19 protein-coding genes are annotated in these 17,964 nt (G+C 37.2%); 3 read left to right on the forward strand and 16 right to left on the reverse strand.

The window, feature by feature from the left end:
* The 3 genes from SSAL8618_RS07505 to SSAL8618_RS07515 all read left to right on the forward strand — a co-directional run bounded on the left by SSAL8618_RS07505 (position 1) and on the right by SSAL8618_RS07515 (position 1,838).
* Complete coding sequence (locus SSAL8618_RS07505) at positions 1–348, forward strand: DUF1831 domain-containing protein (protein WP_002884733.1); 348 nt, start codon at positions 1–3, stop codon at positions 346–348.
* Positions 349–490: 142 nt separating this feature from the next.
* A complete protein-coding gene (locus SSAL8618_RS07510) occupies positions 491–1,150 on the forward strand; it encodes a redox-sensing transcriptional repressor Rex (protein ID WP_038676524.1) in 660 nt (219 codons plus the stop codon).
* Positions 1,143–1,838 (forward strand): gamma-glutamyl-gamma-aminobutyrate hydrolase family protein, encoded by a 696-nt coding sequence (locus SSAL8618_RS07515; RefSeq protein WP_038676526.1) that lies wholly within the window; start codon positions 1,143–1,145, stop codon positions 1,836–1,838. The genes SSAL8618_RS07510 and SSAL8618_RS07515 overlap by 8 nt, the downstream gene beginning before the upstream one ends.
* Positions 1,839–1,895: 57 nt before the next feature.
* Here the strand turns inward: SSAL8618_RS07515 and radC are convergent, their stop codons facing one another.
* The 16 genes from radC to rpoD all read right to left on the reverse strand — a co-directional run bounded on the left by radC (position 1,896) and on the right by rpoD (position 17,962).
* Complete coding sequence (radC, locus tag SSAL8618_RS07520; protein WP_038676528.1) at positions 1,896–2,582, reverse strand: RadC family protein; 687 nt, start codon at positions 2,580–2,582, stop codon at positions 1,896–1,898.
* Positions 2,583–2,631: 49 nt separating this feature from the next.
* The gene (locus SSAL8618_RS07525) at positions 2,632–4,416 is read right to left on the reverse strand and encodes a rhamnan synthesis F family protein (protein WP_038676529.1); all 1,785 of its coding nucleotides are present in this window, start codon (positions 4,414–4,416) and stop codon (positions 2,632–2,634) included.
* On the reverse strand, positions 4,413–5,447 hold the full coding sequence (locus tag SSAL8618_RS07530; protein WP_038676531.1) for a glycosyltransferase family 2 protein: 1,035 nt from the start codon (positions 5,445–5,447) through the stop codon (positions 4,413–4,415). Before SSAL8618_RS07530 ends, SSAL8618_RS07525 begins: the two co-directional genes overlap by 4 nt.
* Before the next feature lie 20 nt (positions 5,448–5,467).
* A complete protein-coding gene (locus tag SSAL8618_RS07535; protein WP_037611840.1) occupies positions 5,468–6,673 on the reverse strand; it encodes an ABC transporter ATP-binding protein in 1,206 nt (401 codons plus the stop codon).
* Positions 6,673–7,482, reverse strand: a complete 810-nt coding sequence (locus SSAL8618_RS07540; RefSeq protein ID WP_014634840.1) for an ABC transporter permease — start codon at positions 7,480–7,482, stop codon at positions 6,673–6,675. The genes SSAL8618_RS07535 and SSAL8618_RS07540 overlap by 1 nt, the downstream gene beginning before the upstream one ends.
* Entirely contained in the window at positions 7,466–8,422 is a 957-nt protein-coding gene (locus SSAL8618_RS07545) for a glycosyltransferase family 2 protein (protein WP_038676534.1), read from the reverse strand. Before SSAL8618_RS07545 ends, SSAL8618_RS07540 begins: the two co-directional genes overlap by 17 nt.
* Positions 8,419–9,567 (reverse strand): beta 1-4 rhamnosyltransferase Cps2T, encoded by a 1,149-nt coding sequence (cps2T, locus tag SSAL8618_RS07550; RefSeq protein ID WP_038676536.1) that lies wholly within the window; start codon positions 9,565–9,567, stop codon positions 8,419–8,421. Before cps2T ends, SSAL8618_RS07545 begins: the two co-directional genes overlap by 4 nt.
* 125 nt (positions 9,568–9,692) lie before the next feature.
* Positions 9,693–11,228, reverse strand: a complete 1,536-nt coding sequence (locus SSAL8618_RS07555) for a DUF2142 domain-containing protein (RefSeq protein ID WP_038676538.1) — start codon at positions 11,226–11,228, stop codon at positions 9,693–9,695.
* A 6-nt stretch (positions 11,229–11,234) separates the two neighbouring features.
* Complete coding sequence (locus SSAL8618_RS07560) at positions 11,235–12,239, reverse strand: glycosyltransferase family 2 protein (RefSeq protein WP_038676540.1); 1,005 nt, start codon at positions 12,237–12,239, stop codon at positions 11,235–11,237.
* Complete coding sequence (locus SSAL8618_RS07565; protein WP_038676542.1) at positions 12,236–13,513, reverse strand: lipopolysaccharide biosynthesis protein; 1,278 nt, start codon at positions 13,511–13,513, stop codon at positions 12,236–12,238. The genes SSAL8618_RS07560 and SSAL8618_RS07565 overlap by 4 nt, the downstream gene beginning before the upstream one ends.
* Positions 13,506–13,838 (reverse strand): DUF2304 domain-containing protein, encoded by a 333-nt coding sequence (locus SSAL8618_RS07570; protein ID WP_038676544.1) that lies wholly within the window; start codon positions 13,836–13,838, stop codon positions 13,506–13,508. Before SSAL8618_RS07570 ends, SSAL8618_RS07565 begins: the two co-directional genes overlap by 8 nt.
* Positions 13,839–13,843: 5 nt before the next feature.
* The gene (locus SSAL8618_RS07575; RefSeq protein WP_173018054.1) at positions 13,844–14,539 is read right to left on the reverse strand and encodes a glycosyltransferase family 2 protein; all 696 of its coding nucleotides are present in this window, start codon (positions 14,537–14,539) and stop codon (positions 13,844–13,846) included.
* 74 nt (positions 14,540–14,613) lie between these two features.
* Positions 14,614–15,465 (reverse strand): dTDP-4-dehydrorhamnose reductase, encoded by an 852-nt coding sequence (rfbD, locus tag SSAL8618_RS07580; RefSeq protein WP_038676546.1) that lies wholly within the window; start codon positions 15,463–15,465, stop codon positions 14,614–14,616.
* A 61-nt stretch (positions 15,466–15,526) separates the two neighbouring features.
* On the reverse strand, positions 15,527–16,453 hold the full coding sequence (locus SSAL8618_RS07585; RefSeq protein WP_037611851.1) for a glycosyltransferase family 2 protein: 927 nt from the start codon (positions 16,451–16,453) through the stop codon (positions 15,527–15,529).
* A gap of 10 nt (positions 16,454–16,463) precedes the next feature.
* Entirely contained in the window at positions 16,464–16,799 is a 336-nt protein-coding gene (locus SSAL8618_RS07590) for a metal-sulfur cluster assembly factor (protein WP_002884757.1), read from the reverse strand.
* A 53-nt stretch (positions 16,800–16,852) separates the two neighbouring features.
* The gene (gene rpoD / locus SSAL8618_RS10565; RefSeq protein WP_002884252.1) at positions 16,853–17,962 is read right to left on the reverse strand and encodes an RNA polymerase sigma factor RpoD; all 1,110 of its coding nucleotides are present in this window, start codon (positions 17,960–17,962) and stop codon (positions 16,853–16,855) included.
* Between the last annotated feature and the right edge of the window lie 2 nt (positions 17,963–17,964).

Raw genomic sequence — 17,964 nt, forward strand, 5'->3', positions numbered from 1 at the left:
ATGGCATTTGAAAAAAGCATTCATTTGACTGACTGTAAATACCGTTACACCATCAGTCCTAATGTCAAAAAATTCACCCTACGTGATACGACTTTTGTGCAAAATAAAATCGGAAACTACGAGTTGCACCGCCTTCTCGAAAAAGTGCCTAACTCAGGCGAAGGTTTCCCACTCAAAATCACTATTAACAAAGACTTGACTGGTTTCAAATTGTCGATTACAGACAAATCTGGCCTTCGTAACGTTAATATCTTTAAAAATGAAGATCATCACATCTTGCAAGAGAAATTCTATTTCTTGATGCAGAGTTTGGTTGATCGTAACGTTTTCGAGCAAGAAGAAGTCTAAACTTCTTTCTTACTACATAGAAATAGCCTATCCTTGTGATAGGTTTTTTATATCGCCTCATCTACACTATTTTGTTGCAATCTTCACAAACTTTTCTTAAAATATAAGAGAATCATACTAATTGAAGAAAGGAAAGCGATCAATGACATTTGAGAAAAACATCCCAAACGCCACTGCCAAACGTCTCTCTCTCTACTATCGTATTTTCAAGCGATTCCATCGTGAAAATATTGACAAAGCAAGCTCTAAACAAATTGCTGAAGCGATTGGGATTGACCCAGCTACTGTTCGTCGAGACTTCTCTTATTTTGGTGAGCTAGGTCGTCGTGGCTTTGGTTATGACGTGAACAAACTAATGACATTTTTCGCGGAACTCCTTAATGACAATGCGACAACTAAGGTCCTCCTTGTAGGGGTGGGGAATGTCGGACGTGCCCTCCTCCACTACCGTTTTCAAGAGCGCAATCGCATGCAGCTAGTTATGGCTTTTGATACAGATGATAATGAATTAGTAGGGACACAAACCGAAGATAAGATCCCTATCTATGGTATCTCTCAAATCAAGGAGAAAATCGCTCAAGAAGATATCAAAACAGCCATCCTGACAGTGCCATCAATCAAGGCACAGGAAGTGGCTGATCTTTTGGTTGAGGCTGGTATTGAGGGCATCCTCTGCTTCTCTCCAGTCAACCTCAATCTTCCACGTCACGTTGTTGTCCAATACGTAGACTTGACTAGCGAACTACAAACCCTGCTCTATTTCATGAAAGAAGAAGAAAAATCAAGGAGAAAGAATGACTAAACCAATTATCGGAATCACAGCCAACGTCAGGCCTAATCCAGCCCATGAAGACATCAACTGGTCCTACGCCCCAACTGGCTTTGTAGAAGGAGTTCAAAGAGCCGGAGGCCTAGCAATCCTACTACCTGTATCCGATCCTTCGGAGGCTAAGACATATATCTCCATGATTGACAAGCTCATCCTCATCGGTGGGCAAAACGTTGACCCTAAATTTTACAATGAAGAAAACCATGCCAGTGAAGACGATTTCTTCCTTGAGCGTGATATCTTTGAAATGGCGCTCATCGAGGAAGCCACTAAGCAGAAGAAACCTATCTTTTCAATCTGTCGTGGTACCCAACTCATGAATGTCGCTCTAGGTGGTAGCCTCCACCAAGACATTGAGAATCACTGGCAAGACAAACCTTCTGATTACCTTTACCACGAAATGATTGTTGAAGAGGACAGTAAGTTGGCAGAAATTTACGGACGTGAAACGTCTATCAATTCCTTCCACCATCAAAGTATCAAACACTTGGCCTCTGACCTTCGTGTCATTGCGCGTGACCCTGAGGACAACACTGTTGAAGCTGTTGAGTCAAATACTCCAGACCTTCGCTTCCTTGGTGTACAGTGGCACCCAGAGCTTCTCCTGGACAAACGTGAAGAAGACCTCAAACTCTTTGAATACGTCGTTAACGAACTTTAAAAGCAACTGAGACTTCACTCAGTTGCTTTTCTCTTGTCTTTATCACATAGGCTCAATCTATAACTCAAAATCCTCCCTCTCCTCACGAAAAGAATAATAGGTCGATTTGCCAACAATCAGATGATCGAGGAGACAAATCCCCAAATCATCACAAGACCGCTTAATCTTTTGCGTAAAATCAATATCATTTCGACTCGGATAGGCCTCACCCGAAGGATGATTGTGAACTACAATCAGGGACGTTGCCATCAGATGACAGGCATAATGTAAAATCTCACGTGGTTCAGCTATCGAACGACGCACACCACCAATAAAGACTGTCTTTTGCTGGATAATACGGTTCTGCGTATCCAAGTAGATGGCCACCAGATGCTCCTGAGGCTTGTCACCAATATCCAACATCATACGACGGGCCACCTGCTGACTGGACATAATCTGCTCTGAGCGAGCCAGCTCAGCCTTCTCAATCCGCTTAGCCAACTCCACCATAGCCTTGAGCTCAATGGACTTCACACGCCCAATCCCAGGAATCTGCTGAAGCTCATTCAAGGACAAACGAGACAAATCCGCCAAACTCGTCATCCCTTTTAAAATACGATTAGCCATGGATAGAACCGACTCAGACTTAGTCCCTGTCCGCAGCACTATCGCCAGCAACTCCTGGTCCGATAAAACCTCTGCTCCCTTCTGCAAGAGTCGCTCACGAGGCAAAAGCCCTGCCTCCTCAGATACAATACTATACATAAGAAAAAACCTCCTACTTACCTATTCGTAAGTGGGAGGGGGATAATTACTATTTCATAGTATTTTTACTACTCTTGGATGTAAATCGACGTTTTATTCTTCTCAAAATATACTTCACAGCAGTTCCTGGACCTACAATAATATATTTGAGAGCACCTTTTATACCACCGATATTATCAAAATTAATATAGGTATTTGGTAAAGTATCAGGTCGGATATTCAATACAACATTATCTACAAAAGGCGTAATATAGATATCATTTTTTGCAATGGCATAATCATAACGTCTTGCCCATGCAAGGTAAACCAGAATACGCTCAATTGAATGCAAAATGGTATGTTGAGGAATTGGTTCTGCTGGGATTTCTTCATCTTGCAAATCAAGGTCAAACAATGGTTTTAAAGCATCGTACTTGAACCAAATAAATGTTCCATAACTCATGATAAAAGTATTCATCTTATCAAAGTCAATATCTCGACCAAGATTCATACGCTCCCATAAATCATTCATCCCCTCAGCAAAACGATTCTCATTCCAAGGATCCACAATTTTAGTATAACGGAAGAAACTTGGAATATCAGCAATCACTAGACCTAGTCTATCATCACGTTCTAAGTTCGCAATAATGTTATCAGCAGGTTGAATTAACATTGAGAAAAGTTCATTTCGCCATGAATCTCCAACCCAATAAGGGTATTCTGGTGATTTTTTCGTATGGAAATGTCCAATATAATCATAAGCAGAAAGTTCATCTTTCAACTTAAGCATTGGAATAACATCACGTCCACGATTCCCAGTAATAAAGATTCGAGCTACTTTTCCATTCTTATCAAGGATAGACTGAATCTCTTCCTTCTTCTCTTCAGAATCCGTTGTTAAGAAGAGGTCATAAGTAAAGTGAAAATTCTCAAATTGCTTCAAAAAGTCTTCGAGTAAGTCGACATAGTAGGTGTGAAGATGTACAGCAATTTTTTTAGTGTCTGAATATGTCTCTGAGCTTTCCTCAATGACTTTGCGATCAAGTAAATAAGGTGGAGTCGGTAAACTCATATCCGACATGTGTGACAAAATGAATTCTACCGGATAGTCCGTTCTATTCTCGATTTCCTTAAGCAAATAAGGTGCAAGGTGCTGGGTTAAATCAAATGTCTTAACCTTAATAAATGGAACCCCTGCATCAAGCAAAACATGAGGATAATGAATTGTAAAATTACTATGGAAAAACTTATCATTTAGTGGAATCGTATTAAGAATCGATTCATACTTAAATCCAGCATCCATAAACTTCTTGGTATAAAGAGTTTCATAATTATCGATTACCTTTTGAACATCTTCGAAACTCTCAACTGACTTCCAGAACTTTTGGAAAACACTAGATTCAACTAAACGTTTTTTAAATGAAATAAAGTAAGATTGCAAATGTTCATGAATATAAATATCACCAGCCTTGATTCCTTGATGATTAGTCATACCCCAAAAATCTACATTTGGGTTTGATTCATATTTATCATAGATTGGTGCCATATCCCATAGAGGACCAAAACAGGTATCATTCATAACAGTGACAGAATCATACTGTTTCAAGTTATCAAATCCAACAAATTCCATACCATCATGCCAAGCAGCAAAATCGTAACCCTTATTCTCACGTTGGATAAAATCATCAATCAAGTGTTTATCACGAAGCTTTTGTACTTCACTTTCACTAAGACGACTATTTGAAATAAAAACCAATTTATCAAACAAGGGTCTCATATGTTCAAGTTGATAAAATACATGTCGACTAATATGATCATATTTATTGAAATGAACATAAAGCAATAGACGTTTCATTTACTTCTCCTAAAGAAATTAATAATTTTAGTTGGTATTGTCCATCTTCTCGAAGTAACAACACTGTTATATTGGATTTGTAAGTCATCATATAAACTCTGTATACGATTCAACTCACTTTGAAAATCTTGATTTTCTTTCTTCAAGATTTCAATATACTCATTTTGGTCATGAGAAATCTGTGATACCTGATTTAGTTTCAAATTCAAGTCTTCTATCTGACGGTCTTTTTTAAAAACTAAGATATCCAAATCACGATCCTTAACGAGGGCCAAGTGTGAAATTCTTTGAATATCCTGATCTGGATACTTGTTGAGATATTTAATTTGAGAATCTAAGATACCAGTGAACCGCCTTTCAGCAGTCTCCAATGTCATAGGTTTTGAATCAGATCCCAAATTCATACGATATACAGTAGTGGAATCACTCAAAAAAGAAATTTTAGTGCGTTTGAATAATTCAAGTTGCAACTCAAATGTATCGTCTGCAGCTGTATCGCTAATTTGAGCAGATACATCTTGCATAAGAGCGGTATCAACCAACCAGGTTGAAGCCATTGTCATTCCTTTCATGACAAGCATCTCTTCGTAAGAATCAATCAAAGGAAGTGCCTTATTAGCAAAGGCATCTTTTTGGATAAGATTTCCGTCTAGGTCTACCATGTCAAATTCGGTATTTGACCATAGTGAATCCGTTGAAGCATCTAGCAAATCAACTTGCTTTTGAAGTTTTAATGGGTCCGTCCAAAAATCATCACTATCACATCTCGCGATGTATTGACCCTTAGCTTCTTGGCAAACTTTTTTCCATGTTCTAGTAATGCCAAGATTCACTTCATTACGAAAAGTTCTAACTTTTTCAGGAAACTTTTTTTGATACTCTTGAATAATCTCATACGAATGATCTGTTGAAGCATCATCAATGATAATAATCTCAAAATCAAAATTTGTTTTCTGATTGAGAAAGCTATCTATAGCCTCTCGTACCCAATCCCCCTTATTATAATTGGTACAAATAATCGATACTTTCATTCAAACTTCCCTTTTTTCTCTTAAGAAAAACTCCACTTCCCATTTCTTTGAATAATACCAGTTGCAGAATCTTTAGCTGACTCGTCATCTTCATCAATATCATCCCTATTTAGAACAATAACTGGAATCTCATCAGCTGGAAGAAAGGCTAGAACTTGGTTATTCGCATCCCTTACAGTAATTTCGAGTTTTAACTTAATATCGTTTAGCCCTGCCAGTGAACACTGATAGTTTACTTTAACATCACCCTTGCCACTTGTTAAATTATCCATCGTATTATCATTGTAAATCCAAATATTACGATCAATATCTGTAAATGAGATAGCAATATAAGTAGGCACATCTTCTAGCAGAGTATACATCAAATCAAATGAAATTGGTTCATTTGGTGTCGCTCTCTTAGAAGACAATAGTGATAACTTCAGATTTTCCACAACTGAACCACTTCTTTCAATTCCTGATTGTTCTGAAGTGATTACTTGTTCTGTATTGTCAAAACTATATTGATTGGCAACGTCTCTAGGCTCGCCTTTGGCTTTAATGTATCCGTCCTCAATCAAAATAGCCTTGTTACAGTACTTCTTAACAGCTCCCATATCATGGGTTACAAGAATTGTTGTTTTCCCTGATTTCTTACGTTCCATAAAGTAGTCATTACACTTACGTTGGAAGGCTTCATCACCTACTGCAAGAACCTCGTCAAGGATAAGAACATCACCCTGTGCCTTGATAGCCACAGAGAAAGCCAAACGGACCTGCATACCAGACGAGTAGTTCTTGAGTTTTTGGTTCATGAAATCTTCAAGCTCTGCGAACTCAACAATCTCATCATACATGGCATCAACTTCTGCCGTCGTAAAGCCAAGCATGGCTCCGTTCATATAAACATTCTCACGTCCAGTTAATTCAGGGTTGAAACCGACACCAAGTTCAATAAATGAAACCATTTTGCCATTTACGGTAACCGTCCCTTGTTCAGGAACATAAATTTGAGAAATAATCTTCAATAATGTTGATTTCCCTGAACCATTTCGTCCCACGATTCCGAAGAAATCACCTTCCTCAACTTCGAAGTCAATGTCTTTCAAGACATGTTGTTCTTTATAGCCTTTGATTCCTTTAAACCTATTTACTAGGGCAGTTCTAAGACTTTGAGTAGACTCAACCGGTAATTTGAAAAACTTACTTACATGGTCCACTTTAACTGCAATTTTCTTTTCTGTCATTAGAGAATCTCCGCGAATTTTTTAGCTTGATGATGGAAAATGTAGTAACCAATAGCAAAGATAACAAGTGGTAGGAAATACGGAATGATAGCAATAGCCTTATGTCCAATTAAATCCCAACCACGTAAGCTACCTGAGAAGACAATAAAATGTCGCAAGTCCTGAATAATTTGTGCTAAAGGATTCAACATCATCAGTTTTGCAATCTTAACTTGTCCACGTTGCAAAATAAATGTCAATGAATAGATAATGGGTGTCGCATACATACCAGCTTGCATAACTACTTCCCAAATCGGACCAATGTCACGGTACTTAACAAAGAGCGTTGCTAAGACAAAGGCAATACCAGCTGAGAAAAGAAAGAGTTCAGCAAACAATGGAATAACTGTCAACCAGCCTAATGAAAAATTAACACCATTTACCAAGGCAAAAACAAAGACAACAAGGAGGTTAATCACATAGTTAATTGAAGCTCCAACAACTGACGAAATAACAATAATTTCTTTTGAAAAATTTAGTTTTCGTAACAAGTCACCCCTTGATACAATTGACATCATCCCCATACTCGTCGCTTCCGAAAAGAAACTCCATGTAACCATACCGATTAAGAGGCCAATGGCATAGTGTGGTGTTCCATCATCAAAACGTAAGAAGCGAACAAATACCAGGTACATAATTGTAAAGAGCATAAGTGGTTTCAAAATAGACCACAAATGACCGATTAAACTACCTTGATAGCGCAATTTGAAATCGGTTTTAACCATTTCTCGTAACAAAATACGATTTTTCTGACTAAAAAAGTCTAACATCTTTCTCTCCTCTATATGCAAACTTTGTAAGAATCAATGTCGTAAACACAGTTGTGTGAAAAGCTCTATTTTTTCGATAACCGTATTTTCGGATACGTGCTAAACGTTCTCTAAATGGAGCATCCATAATTGTCACAAAGTTTTCAATGATTTCCTTATTCTGTGAACTTAACGGGAGTTCTAACAAATTTCTAGCCTGATCTTGACTAGCTTTGATAAGACTCCAATATTTGGCAAAAAGGATATGGGGTCTAACCCAATTTTTCATCCGCTTTCGCAAAGTTCGGGCACCAAGGACATTACTGCTATGCTGACGATAAAGCTCGGTTGGCTCATCAATATAGACTAAGTTACCAAAGGCAGAAGCTAGCAAACCCAGATACCAGTCATGCATCAGTAAATCATGCTTTTCCTCACCAGTCCATAGTTCTGCTAAAGCATGGTTTATCATAGCAACGCCACCAGTAACTGTATTTTCAGTCAACTCTTGAATCAGCTCAGTATTCGCATGGTCAGACTGAGTACGAATCATACTCTCATGCAGGACAGATAAATTTTCATCCACTACCTTTAAATCTGTGTAAATGAGTAAAGGTTTATCCTGAGAATACTTTTTGGCTTCTGCCACTTGAAGTGAGATTTTTTCAGGAAGCCAAAAATCATCCTGATCACTGAAACAGTATAGGTCTGCCTCCCCATGCTTAAGTAGGGCATGGAAACTTTTGATTACACCAACGTTTTCAACATGATTCTCATTGATAAAGTGAATACGTGAATCTCGTGCAGCCAGTTGTTTAATAATTTCAACTGTCCCATCAGATGAACCATCGTCACGTATGAGAAGTTTCCACTCTTGATAGGTTTGCTCTTGGATACTCTTCACTTGTTCTGCTAAATACTGCTCACCATTGTAGGTTGACAGTAAGATATTTACTTTCATGATAAAAATAACTCCTCGTACTCACCTACAATTTTTTTCCAAGTAAAGTTCTGTTCCATGTTCTCCTTAGCTAACTTACCTAGTTCAGAGTAATCTAAAACACCATCTACTTGATCAATCAAATAGGACAGATTGCCCTCATCTTTTTTCCAATAACAAGCTGTATCTTGAGCTACTGACCGGTTAAATGAGACGCCTAATACTAAATTCAAATCAGTTTGTGCCATAGCTTCCAGTAAGCCAGGGTTGGTTCCTCCAACTTCATGACCATGAATATAAGCAAAGGCTTCTTTGCGAATATATTTTAATAGGTCTTGATCATAAACTGTTCCAACAAACTTCACACGTGGATCCGTATCAAACTGTGTTTTAGAACGCAATTCCTCAAAATAAGCATTGCCCTCATGATTACAAATAATAATTAAATCACGTTTTGTTGAGGAACTCATAAACTCACGAATAGCCGTTTCATAGTTATTTTCTGGAACAAAACGACCAAGAATCAAATAATAGTTTTTCTCGTAAGTGTTCCACGTCTTGTAAATATCTCTAACTTTAGCATCCTGATTTGTAAGTCTTGTCGGTGATAAGTCTGTTCCATAAGCAATATAAGTTGTCTTAGACCACGGATAGGCATCTTGAATATAAGTTTCAATGCCTGGATTATCCGAGATAACTAAATCAGCATGTCTTGTCATTACTTTCTCAGAGTACTTTAGATAAGCTTGTACTGGCTTGGGCCACTTAGCTCTTTTCCACTCCAAACCATCTGGATTAATGTAGAATTTACCACCAATTTTATGAATCTTAGTAGCAAAGGGAGCCACAAAAGCACCTATAGTATTTCCTAGAACATAGAAAATCGGTTCTTCTATATTTTCCTCATGGATTATCTTCAAAGCGTAATTAATAGCCATCATATCATAGGCAATAACGCGAGCCGGTCCTAATTTCGGTGCCTTAATCGTGAAACAATCTACACCCTTATATTCGAAATGCTCATAGGCCTTTTGATCAGAAAGGCAGGCAACATGGTATTTAATTTGGGACGAAACTTGGTTGGAGACTAATTGATCTACAAATGTCTCAAAACCACCGTATTTTGCTGGAAGTCCACGACTTCCGATAATGAATACGTGTTGCATAAATCCCCTTTCTAACAAGTCTATAATCTAATCAATTATACCATTTTACAAGGCTTTTGCCTAATGCAAACAGAAAAGCAGCCACCATGGACTGCTTAAAAAACTATTTATAAATTGCTAGAAATTCAGTTCTTCACACCGTAATACTGAAGAATTGTCAACACTACTGACATCAATATAAATAGATTGGCAATAACATAAACAAAGTATTCTCGTCTATCGAGTGCCTCTCCGAAATCTATATTATTTTGAGGATAAAAGACACTAGAGAAGTTAGTGAATAACCCTAATAAGACCAAAACACCAGTGAAATAACGACCTTGTACACCTAAAAAACTGATATCAGCAGTTTGTCCCCACATAAGGTACGAAGTCATTAAAATACCAATTGAAATTCCAGTAGCGACAAGTCCTGTACCTATTTTACTAATTTTAGGTAAAGGAAGAGTTTGAGGTGTCATCAGAAGAATACAACTCAAAAAGATTAGATAGTATCTAGAAATATTACCTAGACCATAAGTTAGCCAACCAAAAGTAAATAATGAGTCTATTTTATTTGGAATCAAGTCAATCCATTCACGAAGAAAGGTCTTGAAAAAGACGTTAGCATGTGCAATAGTGAATTTTATCTTGTCCACTGGGTTTGCACCATGAGTTACCTTACTTGCATTAATATCACTCGATTGCTTCAACCATAAGAAACTTAAAATTGCCGTAACAAAAATTAATAGAGCTGCATAAAGATAGTTCTTCTTAATGGTCATCTTTTCCTTTGGTATAAACAGTAATAAGCCTACTAAAAGAACATATGGTAATTTCATCGTTGCTAAAACTAAGCTCAGTGTTGCAAAAATGATCATATCTCTTAAACTTACTTTTTGTTCCCTATTTATCAGATAACAGAACTGTGCTATCAAATAAAATGTTAATGCGTTAACCATTCCATCAGTACTGAAAGAAGCTGCTAAATAAACACACATTGGTAATAGAGCTATAGAACCAAAGAGAATTTCAAAACCTTTAGCTTTCTTTATAGCAAGACGAGTAATTAAGGCATAGCAAACTAAATTACAAAATCGACCTAAAATAACCAACCATAGGAGACTAAGTCCTAGGATTCTTGCTATCCAAATACCAATCACTTGAGGAATGTAAGGGATAAAAGATGATGCATTGGTAACAATAAAAAGTGAAGAATGTACCTTTTTAAAAGAAACTTTTATCTTATCTAAACCAGTTTGCTTTAAAGGCACCTTAAACTCTTTAGTAACCTTACTAACATCATCTGAGACTTTTAAATCCTTGTCTTTTTTCGGTAGATAAGCATGGAAATCTGCTACATATAAGGCACGAGCAAAATGTGCATTCTCATCTGGAATGTCAAGGTTAGGGGAAGAAACAACAAATAAACTTCCTGAAAGTACAATAGCAATGGCTATTTTGTTATAAAATTTCCCTGGCAATAAAATAATGATAGAAAAGAATATGCCTGTTACTAACAATAAACTTTTAGGAAGATTAACCAGACTTCCCCCTAAATATATATATGTTATTCCAATTGTAAGCCAAACCAGGATAACTTGCACCCAGTGTTTTCGTAAATTCTTCAAAAAATCGGAAGAAACTTCCTGCATTTTTGAAGCAATAAAATCTGTTTGCATTATTACTCAACTACCTTTCACTTTTTTGATGACTGGCCAAACACCAAAACCACCATATTTCAAAAACTTCAAAAAGAATGGAACAACGTAGGATAAGGATGAATTGATATTTACTTTTTGAACACCACGTTTAACATACTTATTTTTATCCCAATGTTTTCCAAAATATTTTTCCATAAAGATAACAATATCTTTAAAATCTTGTTTTGTAGCCTCAGGGTAATTCAACAAACGATACGTATGACCAACACATAAATGCTCAATTGCTAAATACTGTAGTTCATTCTTATACTCCTCAAAATGATTTCCAAATAAATTAAACAGATGAGTTAACGAGTCATAAATATCAAAGATATTAGATTTACTTGAATTCATAATTGACCCGGGAGTATTAATAACATAATTAATAAGTGGTTTCTGAATATAATGGATTTTCTCAGCTCTACTAGTTAAATAGGGCATAACTGCAAGGTCCTCGTATAACTTACCTTTTGGAAAAGTAATGTTATCGTATAGGTCGGTCCTACAAATCTTCGACCATGCAGCATGTTTCACAACCATGAAATCTTTTTTCTTATCATACTTATCAAATTTAGGATTAACAATTAATTCTTTTACCAGATTTCCTTCATAGTCGACTAAATTAATATCGAAAAATATTAAATCATAGTTACTTGATTTATATTTGTTAAACTCTGTTAAAAAAGATCTATCCCAAAAATCATCTGAATCAAGTGACACAGTATAAAGACTATCGTGGATAAACTGTAAGCCAGTATTTCTGACATCAGCTAACCCACCATTTTCTTTATTAAAAATCTCTATATAAGGATATTTCTCAACAAATTCTTCTATTATTTTTTGAGATCCATCAGTACTCCCATCATTTATACAAATTACCTTAAGGGAACACTTTTCAATATCATCTTGATTTACAATACTTTCTAAACATCTTCGTAGATATTTTTCAGTATTATATACTGGAATAATTACAGTCAAATCGTAAGTCATTGTCTTCTCTCTTTAATTCTTTCTCTAAAATAAATAATTGAAATACCAAACACATACACAATCATAACTACTAAAAATGCTAACGAAGCACCAAGCATCCCCCACGAATAGATAAATGTCTTAGTAATTAATAAAGTAACAACTAACATAGCAACATAAATAGCAATCAGTAGGTGTTGCTTTCGCATAATGGTAAGGATGTTTTCAAAAATAATCGCGACAGCGTACAAAACTCCAGCTAAAATCAAAATTGTAAATGGTACCTGATAAGATGCTAAATCTAATCCAAAGACTAGTCCTAATACTTGGACTCCTAGTAAATAAGCTAAACAAACTACTAGTAACCCACCACCTATGATATAAAGCAAAAGTTTTTTGATAATCGAATCAAACTTCTCGTATTCTTTATCCACATACAAAAAAGCAAGTTGTGTAATCAAAGGACGAACCATTAGAATAATAAGGCTCATGAAAAAGACAGGCATGAAGAGAATATTGAAATCTCTTTGCATTCCTGTTTGTAATACTCCCTCAGATAAACCTCGCTCAATGATTAATTTAGGCTCATTCAAAACATAAAGTAGTATGAAACCGTTCAAGAAAAGTGGAAAACACTCCTTAAGGATATCCAGAGACTCATGAATCTTCCTTAGGTCAAATACTCCTCTCCAATTAATTGATTCGAAGTGATGAACAAATCTAAACTCATACAAAAGGATAAAAAGTCCATTCCAAATGGTCAAAGCTAGCAAGGATACAATAAGGGATTTTGAAACAATCAAAGCAAGAAATAAGACCACCGTACTAGTCGAATAACGATAGAACATGGTCTTCCCTGCAATATCCATACGCTCACGTTGTTGAAACAACCCCTGAAAAAGATCAGAGACTGAATCCCAAGCTCGATATAAAATCATCAGAAACGCCATTAAAATAACAGATGAGGTATATCTATTACCTCCTATTATTTTTAAATAAGGTAACAGTGTTACTATCATGGCAAGTATCGTTAAAATACGGGCTTGAAAGTACGCTCTAAACGAATGCTTCTGCCTTACATCTGTTCCATGAAAATTTCGAACTTGAAAAAGACCGATAACTACCCAGAGAGTCCCGATAGACCAGACCAAACTAAATTGGTCCGCAAGAGATGCTGAAGTCAATCGAGTAACGATTAAGAGATATAAAACCGATACACCTGAAGCTGCTAAATTTCCCAGCAAATTCCAAAAATATATCGTTTTTGCATCTGGAAGCTGACTTTTTTTACTCATCTTTCCCTCTCAAGGCAATTGTTTGTACTAAGTTTTTGAACTTTGTATCAAGTTTAGACAAGCGAACTGTTAATTGATATTGATTAATCAGTAGAAGGAAAATGATAAAAAGAAAAATAAAGTTTACAGCTGAAACAATTCCTAACGCACTCGCAATAATCTCAGCTAATTTTGGAAAGACGCTAAATATAAGCAATACTACTGAGAAGAAAATCCAAAATAGTGAATCATTAATTTGTACTTGAGATTTTCTAATCCCTCTAAGAATGAAGGTAACTGTCGCTAGAGATACAATAATTAGAACAATTTGAAACCAAATAGTCATGGAGTCTAGCCTCTCTTTCTAAAGTTTTGAATGAGTAGAATTGACACAAACATATGTGTCATATATTTAATAGAACGAGAAAGAGTCAAATAACTTTCTCCCGCTTGTCTATCTTCCATTCTAACTTGCGCTTCCGCAACTTTTACACCATTACGGATGAGATAAGACACAGTATCTGGCTCTGGACCATAGTTAATATTGAGTGCAAACTCTTTAATTAAATCTTCTGAGAACATTCTCATTCCTGAAGTTGGGTCCTTAATTGTCTTACCAGTGGTAAGTTTAATAGCTGAACTAATTAAGATATTACCTAACATTCGTAAAGAATTTGGTCGTTTCTCTGTAACAAATCGAGAACCAATAACTAAATCAAAGCCATCATTGATTTTTTCTTCCAGACCTTGAATATATTCTGGTAAGTGTTGACCATCTGCATCAAATTGCACCGCTTTTTTATAACCATGCTCATATGCATATCTTAAGCCTGTTTGAAAAGCTCCTGCAAGACCGAGATTCACTGGCAAATCAACAATATTGTAATGATTCTCATGGCAAATTTGTGAAGTCTTATCACGAGAGCCATCATTGATAATGACGTAGTCATATTGAGGATAGTTCTTAATAATGTTGTTAACAACATTTTCAATCGAGCCTTCTTCGTTATAGGCTGGAATAATAATGAGTAAATCTGACATTTTTATACGTAGTTTCTCCTGAAAACTCTATTAAAAAGGTCAGTCAAATATATCCAAATCTATTTAACTGACCTTGATTCTTATTTCACTTCTTGTTTGTAAAACTCTTTCAAAGCATCTTGCCATGTTGGAATGACAAATCCTGTAGCCTTAGCCTTAGCCAAACTCATTGTTGAGTTAAGTGGGCGTTTAGCTTTAGCTGGGAATTGGCTTGAATCAACAGGTTTCACTTCAACATCAGTATCTTTGAGGATTTCAACCGCAAAGTCATACCAAGTTGTATCTTCTGCTGCATCATTTGACAAGTGATAGTAACCATATTCCTTACGGTTTTCAGCCAAATAAGTCATAAACTCTGCCAAAGTACGTGTCCAAGTTGGACGACCGTGTTGGTCATTAACAACTGTAAGTGTCTTGTGAGTCTTAGCAAGGTTTTGCATAGTGAAGACAAAGTTCTTACCATAGTTACCGAACACCCAAGCTGTACGGATAATGTAGTAGTTAGTCACATGTTTTTCAACTAGTTCTTCACCCATGCGTTTTGTACGACCATACTCTGTCTGTGGATCTGGTTTGTCATCAACTTCCCACTCTTGACCGACTGGTTTTTCACCATCAAAAACGTAGTCAGTTGAAATATAAACCAGCGTTGCACCATGTTTTTCAGCAGCCTTAGCGACATTTTCAGTACCTGTCACGTTGATAGCATAGTCAAGCTCTTTACCTTCATCTTCAGCAGCATCAACAGCTGTGTAAGCAGCACAGTGATAAACCAAGGTTGGTTTTACTTCCGCAAAAACTTCATCTACTTTAACAGCATCAGTGATGTCCATCTCTGCCACATCTACTGCTACATATTCTTCGTTACGTTCATCAAGTAGGTGACGAAGCTCAGTTCCAAGTTGACCATTTGCACCTGTTACTAGAATCATATTTTTCTCCTTGTAGTTTTCATTAATAGCACTTTAATTTTATCAAAAAAAGGGTGGAATTTCACCCTTTTTCTTTAATAACATACACCGGTCGTTTCTTGGTTTCTAGGAAAATCTTTGAAATATAGTTCCCGATGATTCCCAAGGCTAAGAGTTGGATTCCTCCGATAAAGAGGATGATTGAGACAAGGCTTGCCCAGCCTGCAACACTCCCACCTATAGTTAGTTTTCGGATAACAACAAAGAGAATTCCAACCAAAGAGATTAAGAATGAGAAGGTTCCCGCCCATGTGGCAAGCTTCAAGGGTACTTCTGAGAAGTTGATAAAGCCATCAAGTGAGTAACTCAATAGGCTCCAGAAAGACCATGAAGTCTCTCCCGCCACACGTTCACGATTTTCATAAGAGACGTAGGCCACATCAAAGCCGACCCATGAAAAGAGCCCTTTTGAAAAGCGATTCACTTCCTTAAGTTCAAGGATGGCATCAACGACTTGACGAGTCATCAAGCGGAAATCACGTGCCCCATCCACCATTTCAGTATCAGAAACTTTATTAATCAACCAATAGAAGGCCTTAGCAAAGAGTGAACGAATAGGTGGTTCACCCTTTCGGTCAGCACGTCGTGTCCCCACAACGTCGTAACCTTCTTGGATTTTGGCATACATTTCGATAAGAAGTTCAGGTGGATCTTGAAGATCGGCGTCCATAACTGTGACGTAGTCACCTTGGGCCGCTTCAAGTCCTGCGAGTAAGCCTGCTTCCTTCCCGAAATTACGAGAGAAAGAGAGATAGTGAACATTCTCAAATTGCTTTGAAACCTGTCTCAAAACTTCCAAGGTGCGATCTTTTGAACCGTCATTGACAAAGTAATAGTTGAAAGCCAGCTGATTGGCCATTTGTCGTTCAACTGCCTGACAAGCCTCTAAAAAAGGATGAATGGTCTCTTCCTCGTTATAACAAGGAACAACGATAGCCAGTGTTTTCATAAGATTTCTCCTAACGAATACCTAGGGCGATACGGGCATAACGACTCATCTTTTCGATAGTCCATGCTGGTGTCCAGACCAATTTAACCTCTGTCTTAGTGACTTCTGGCACTTCTTTCATAGCGTCATAAATTTGGTCTGTCAAAAGGTCTGCCAGTGGGCATCCCATAGTCGTCAAGGTCATATCGATTTCAGTATAGCCATCTTGCTGGAAACGGATATCGTAAATAAGGCCAAGGTTGACAATATCAATTCCCAACTCAGGGTCAATAACCATTTCTAAAGCTTCTAAGATACGGTCCTTGATTTTTTCAATTTCTGCTTCAGTGTATTTTACTTCAGACATAGCTTTTCCTCCAAAATCAGGGCCTAATAATCAGGCCCCTTCCATTTACTATCTTAGTCTTCAATAAAGTCTTTAAGTTGTTTACTACGGCTTGGGTGGCGCAATTTACGAAGGGCTTTAGCTTCAATCTGACGAATACGTTCACGAGTAACATTGAAGACTTTACCAACATCTTCCAAAGTACGCATCTTCCCATCATCAAGACCGAAACGGAGACGAAGAACATTCTCTTCACGGTCTGTAAGGGTATCAAGCACTTCATCCAATTGTTCACGAAGAACCACACGAGTTGTGTAATCTACTGGATTTTCAATAACTTCATCCTCGATAAAGTCACCCAAATGGCTATCATCTTCTTCACCGATAGGTGTTTCAAGAGAAACTGGCTCTTGAGCAATCTTAAGGATTTCACGAACCTTATCTGGAGTCATATCCATACGTTCAGCGATTTGCTCAGGTGTTGGGTCTTGTCCCAACTCTTGCAAGAGGTTACGTTGCTCACGCACCAATTTATTAATAGTTTCAACCATGTGAACTGGGATACGGATGGTACGCGCTTGGTCTGCGATAGCACGAGTGATTGCTTGACGGATCCACCATGTCGCATAAGTTGAGAATTTGAAACCTTTAGAGTAGTCAAATTTATCAACGGCTTTCATAAGCCCCATGTTACCTTCTTGAATCAAGTCCAAGAACTGCATACCACGTCCCACATAACGTTTAGCGATTGAGACTACCAAACGAAGGTTGGCTTCTGCCAAACGTTGTTTAGCTTCCAAGTCACCATTTTCAACAGCGATAGCCAATTCTTTTTCCTCTTCGTTACTCAAGAGAGGCACTACGCCAATCTCTTTGAGGTACATACGAACAGGGTCATTGACCTTAGCTGAGTTTGAACCAAGAAGCTCCTCGTCTGTCAACTCTTCTGGTTTTGGGGCTTCAACAACATATTTAGATGAAGGATTTCCGTCCTTGTCAGTGATAGAGATACCACCGTCTGTCAAACGTTCCAAAAGGTCATCAATCCCATCAGCATCAAGAACAAATGGGATAACTAGTTTTTCTGTGACTTCATCATCAATTGCTGTACCAGCTTTTTTGTGGTTACGAATGAAATCAGCGACTTGAACGTTAAATGCTGTATTTTGTTTTTTCTTTGCCATGT

The organism is Streptococcus salivarius, from assembly GCF_000785515.1.
Classification (GTDB): domain Bacteria; phylum Bacillota; class Bacilli; order Lactobacillales; family Streptococcaceae; genus Streptococcus; species Streptococcus salivarius.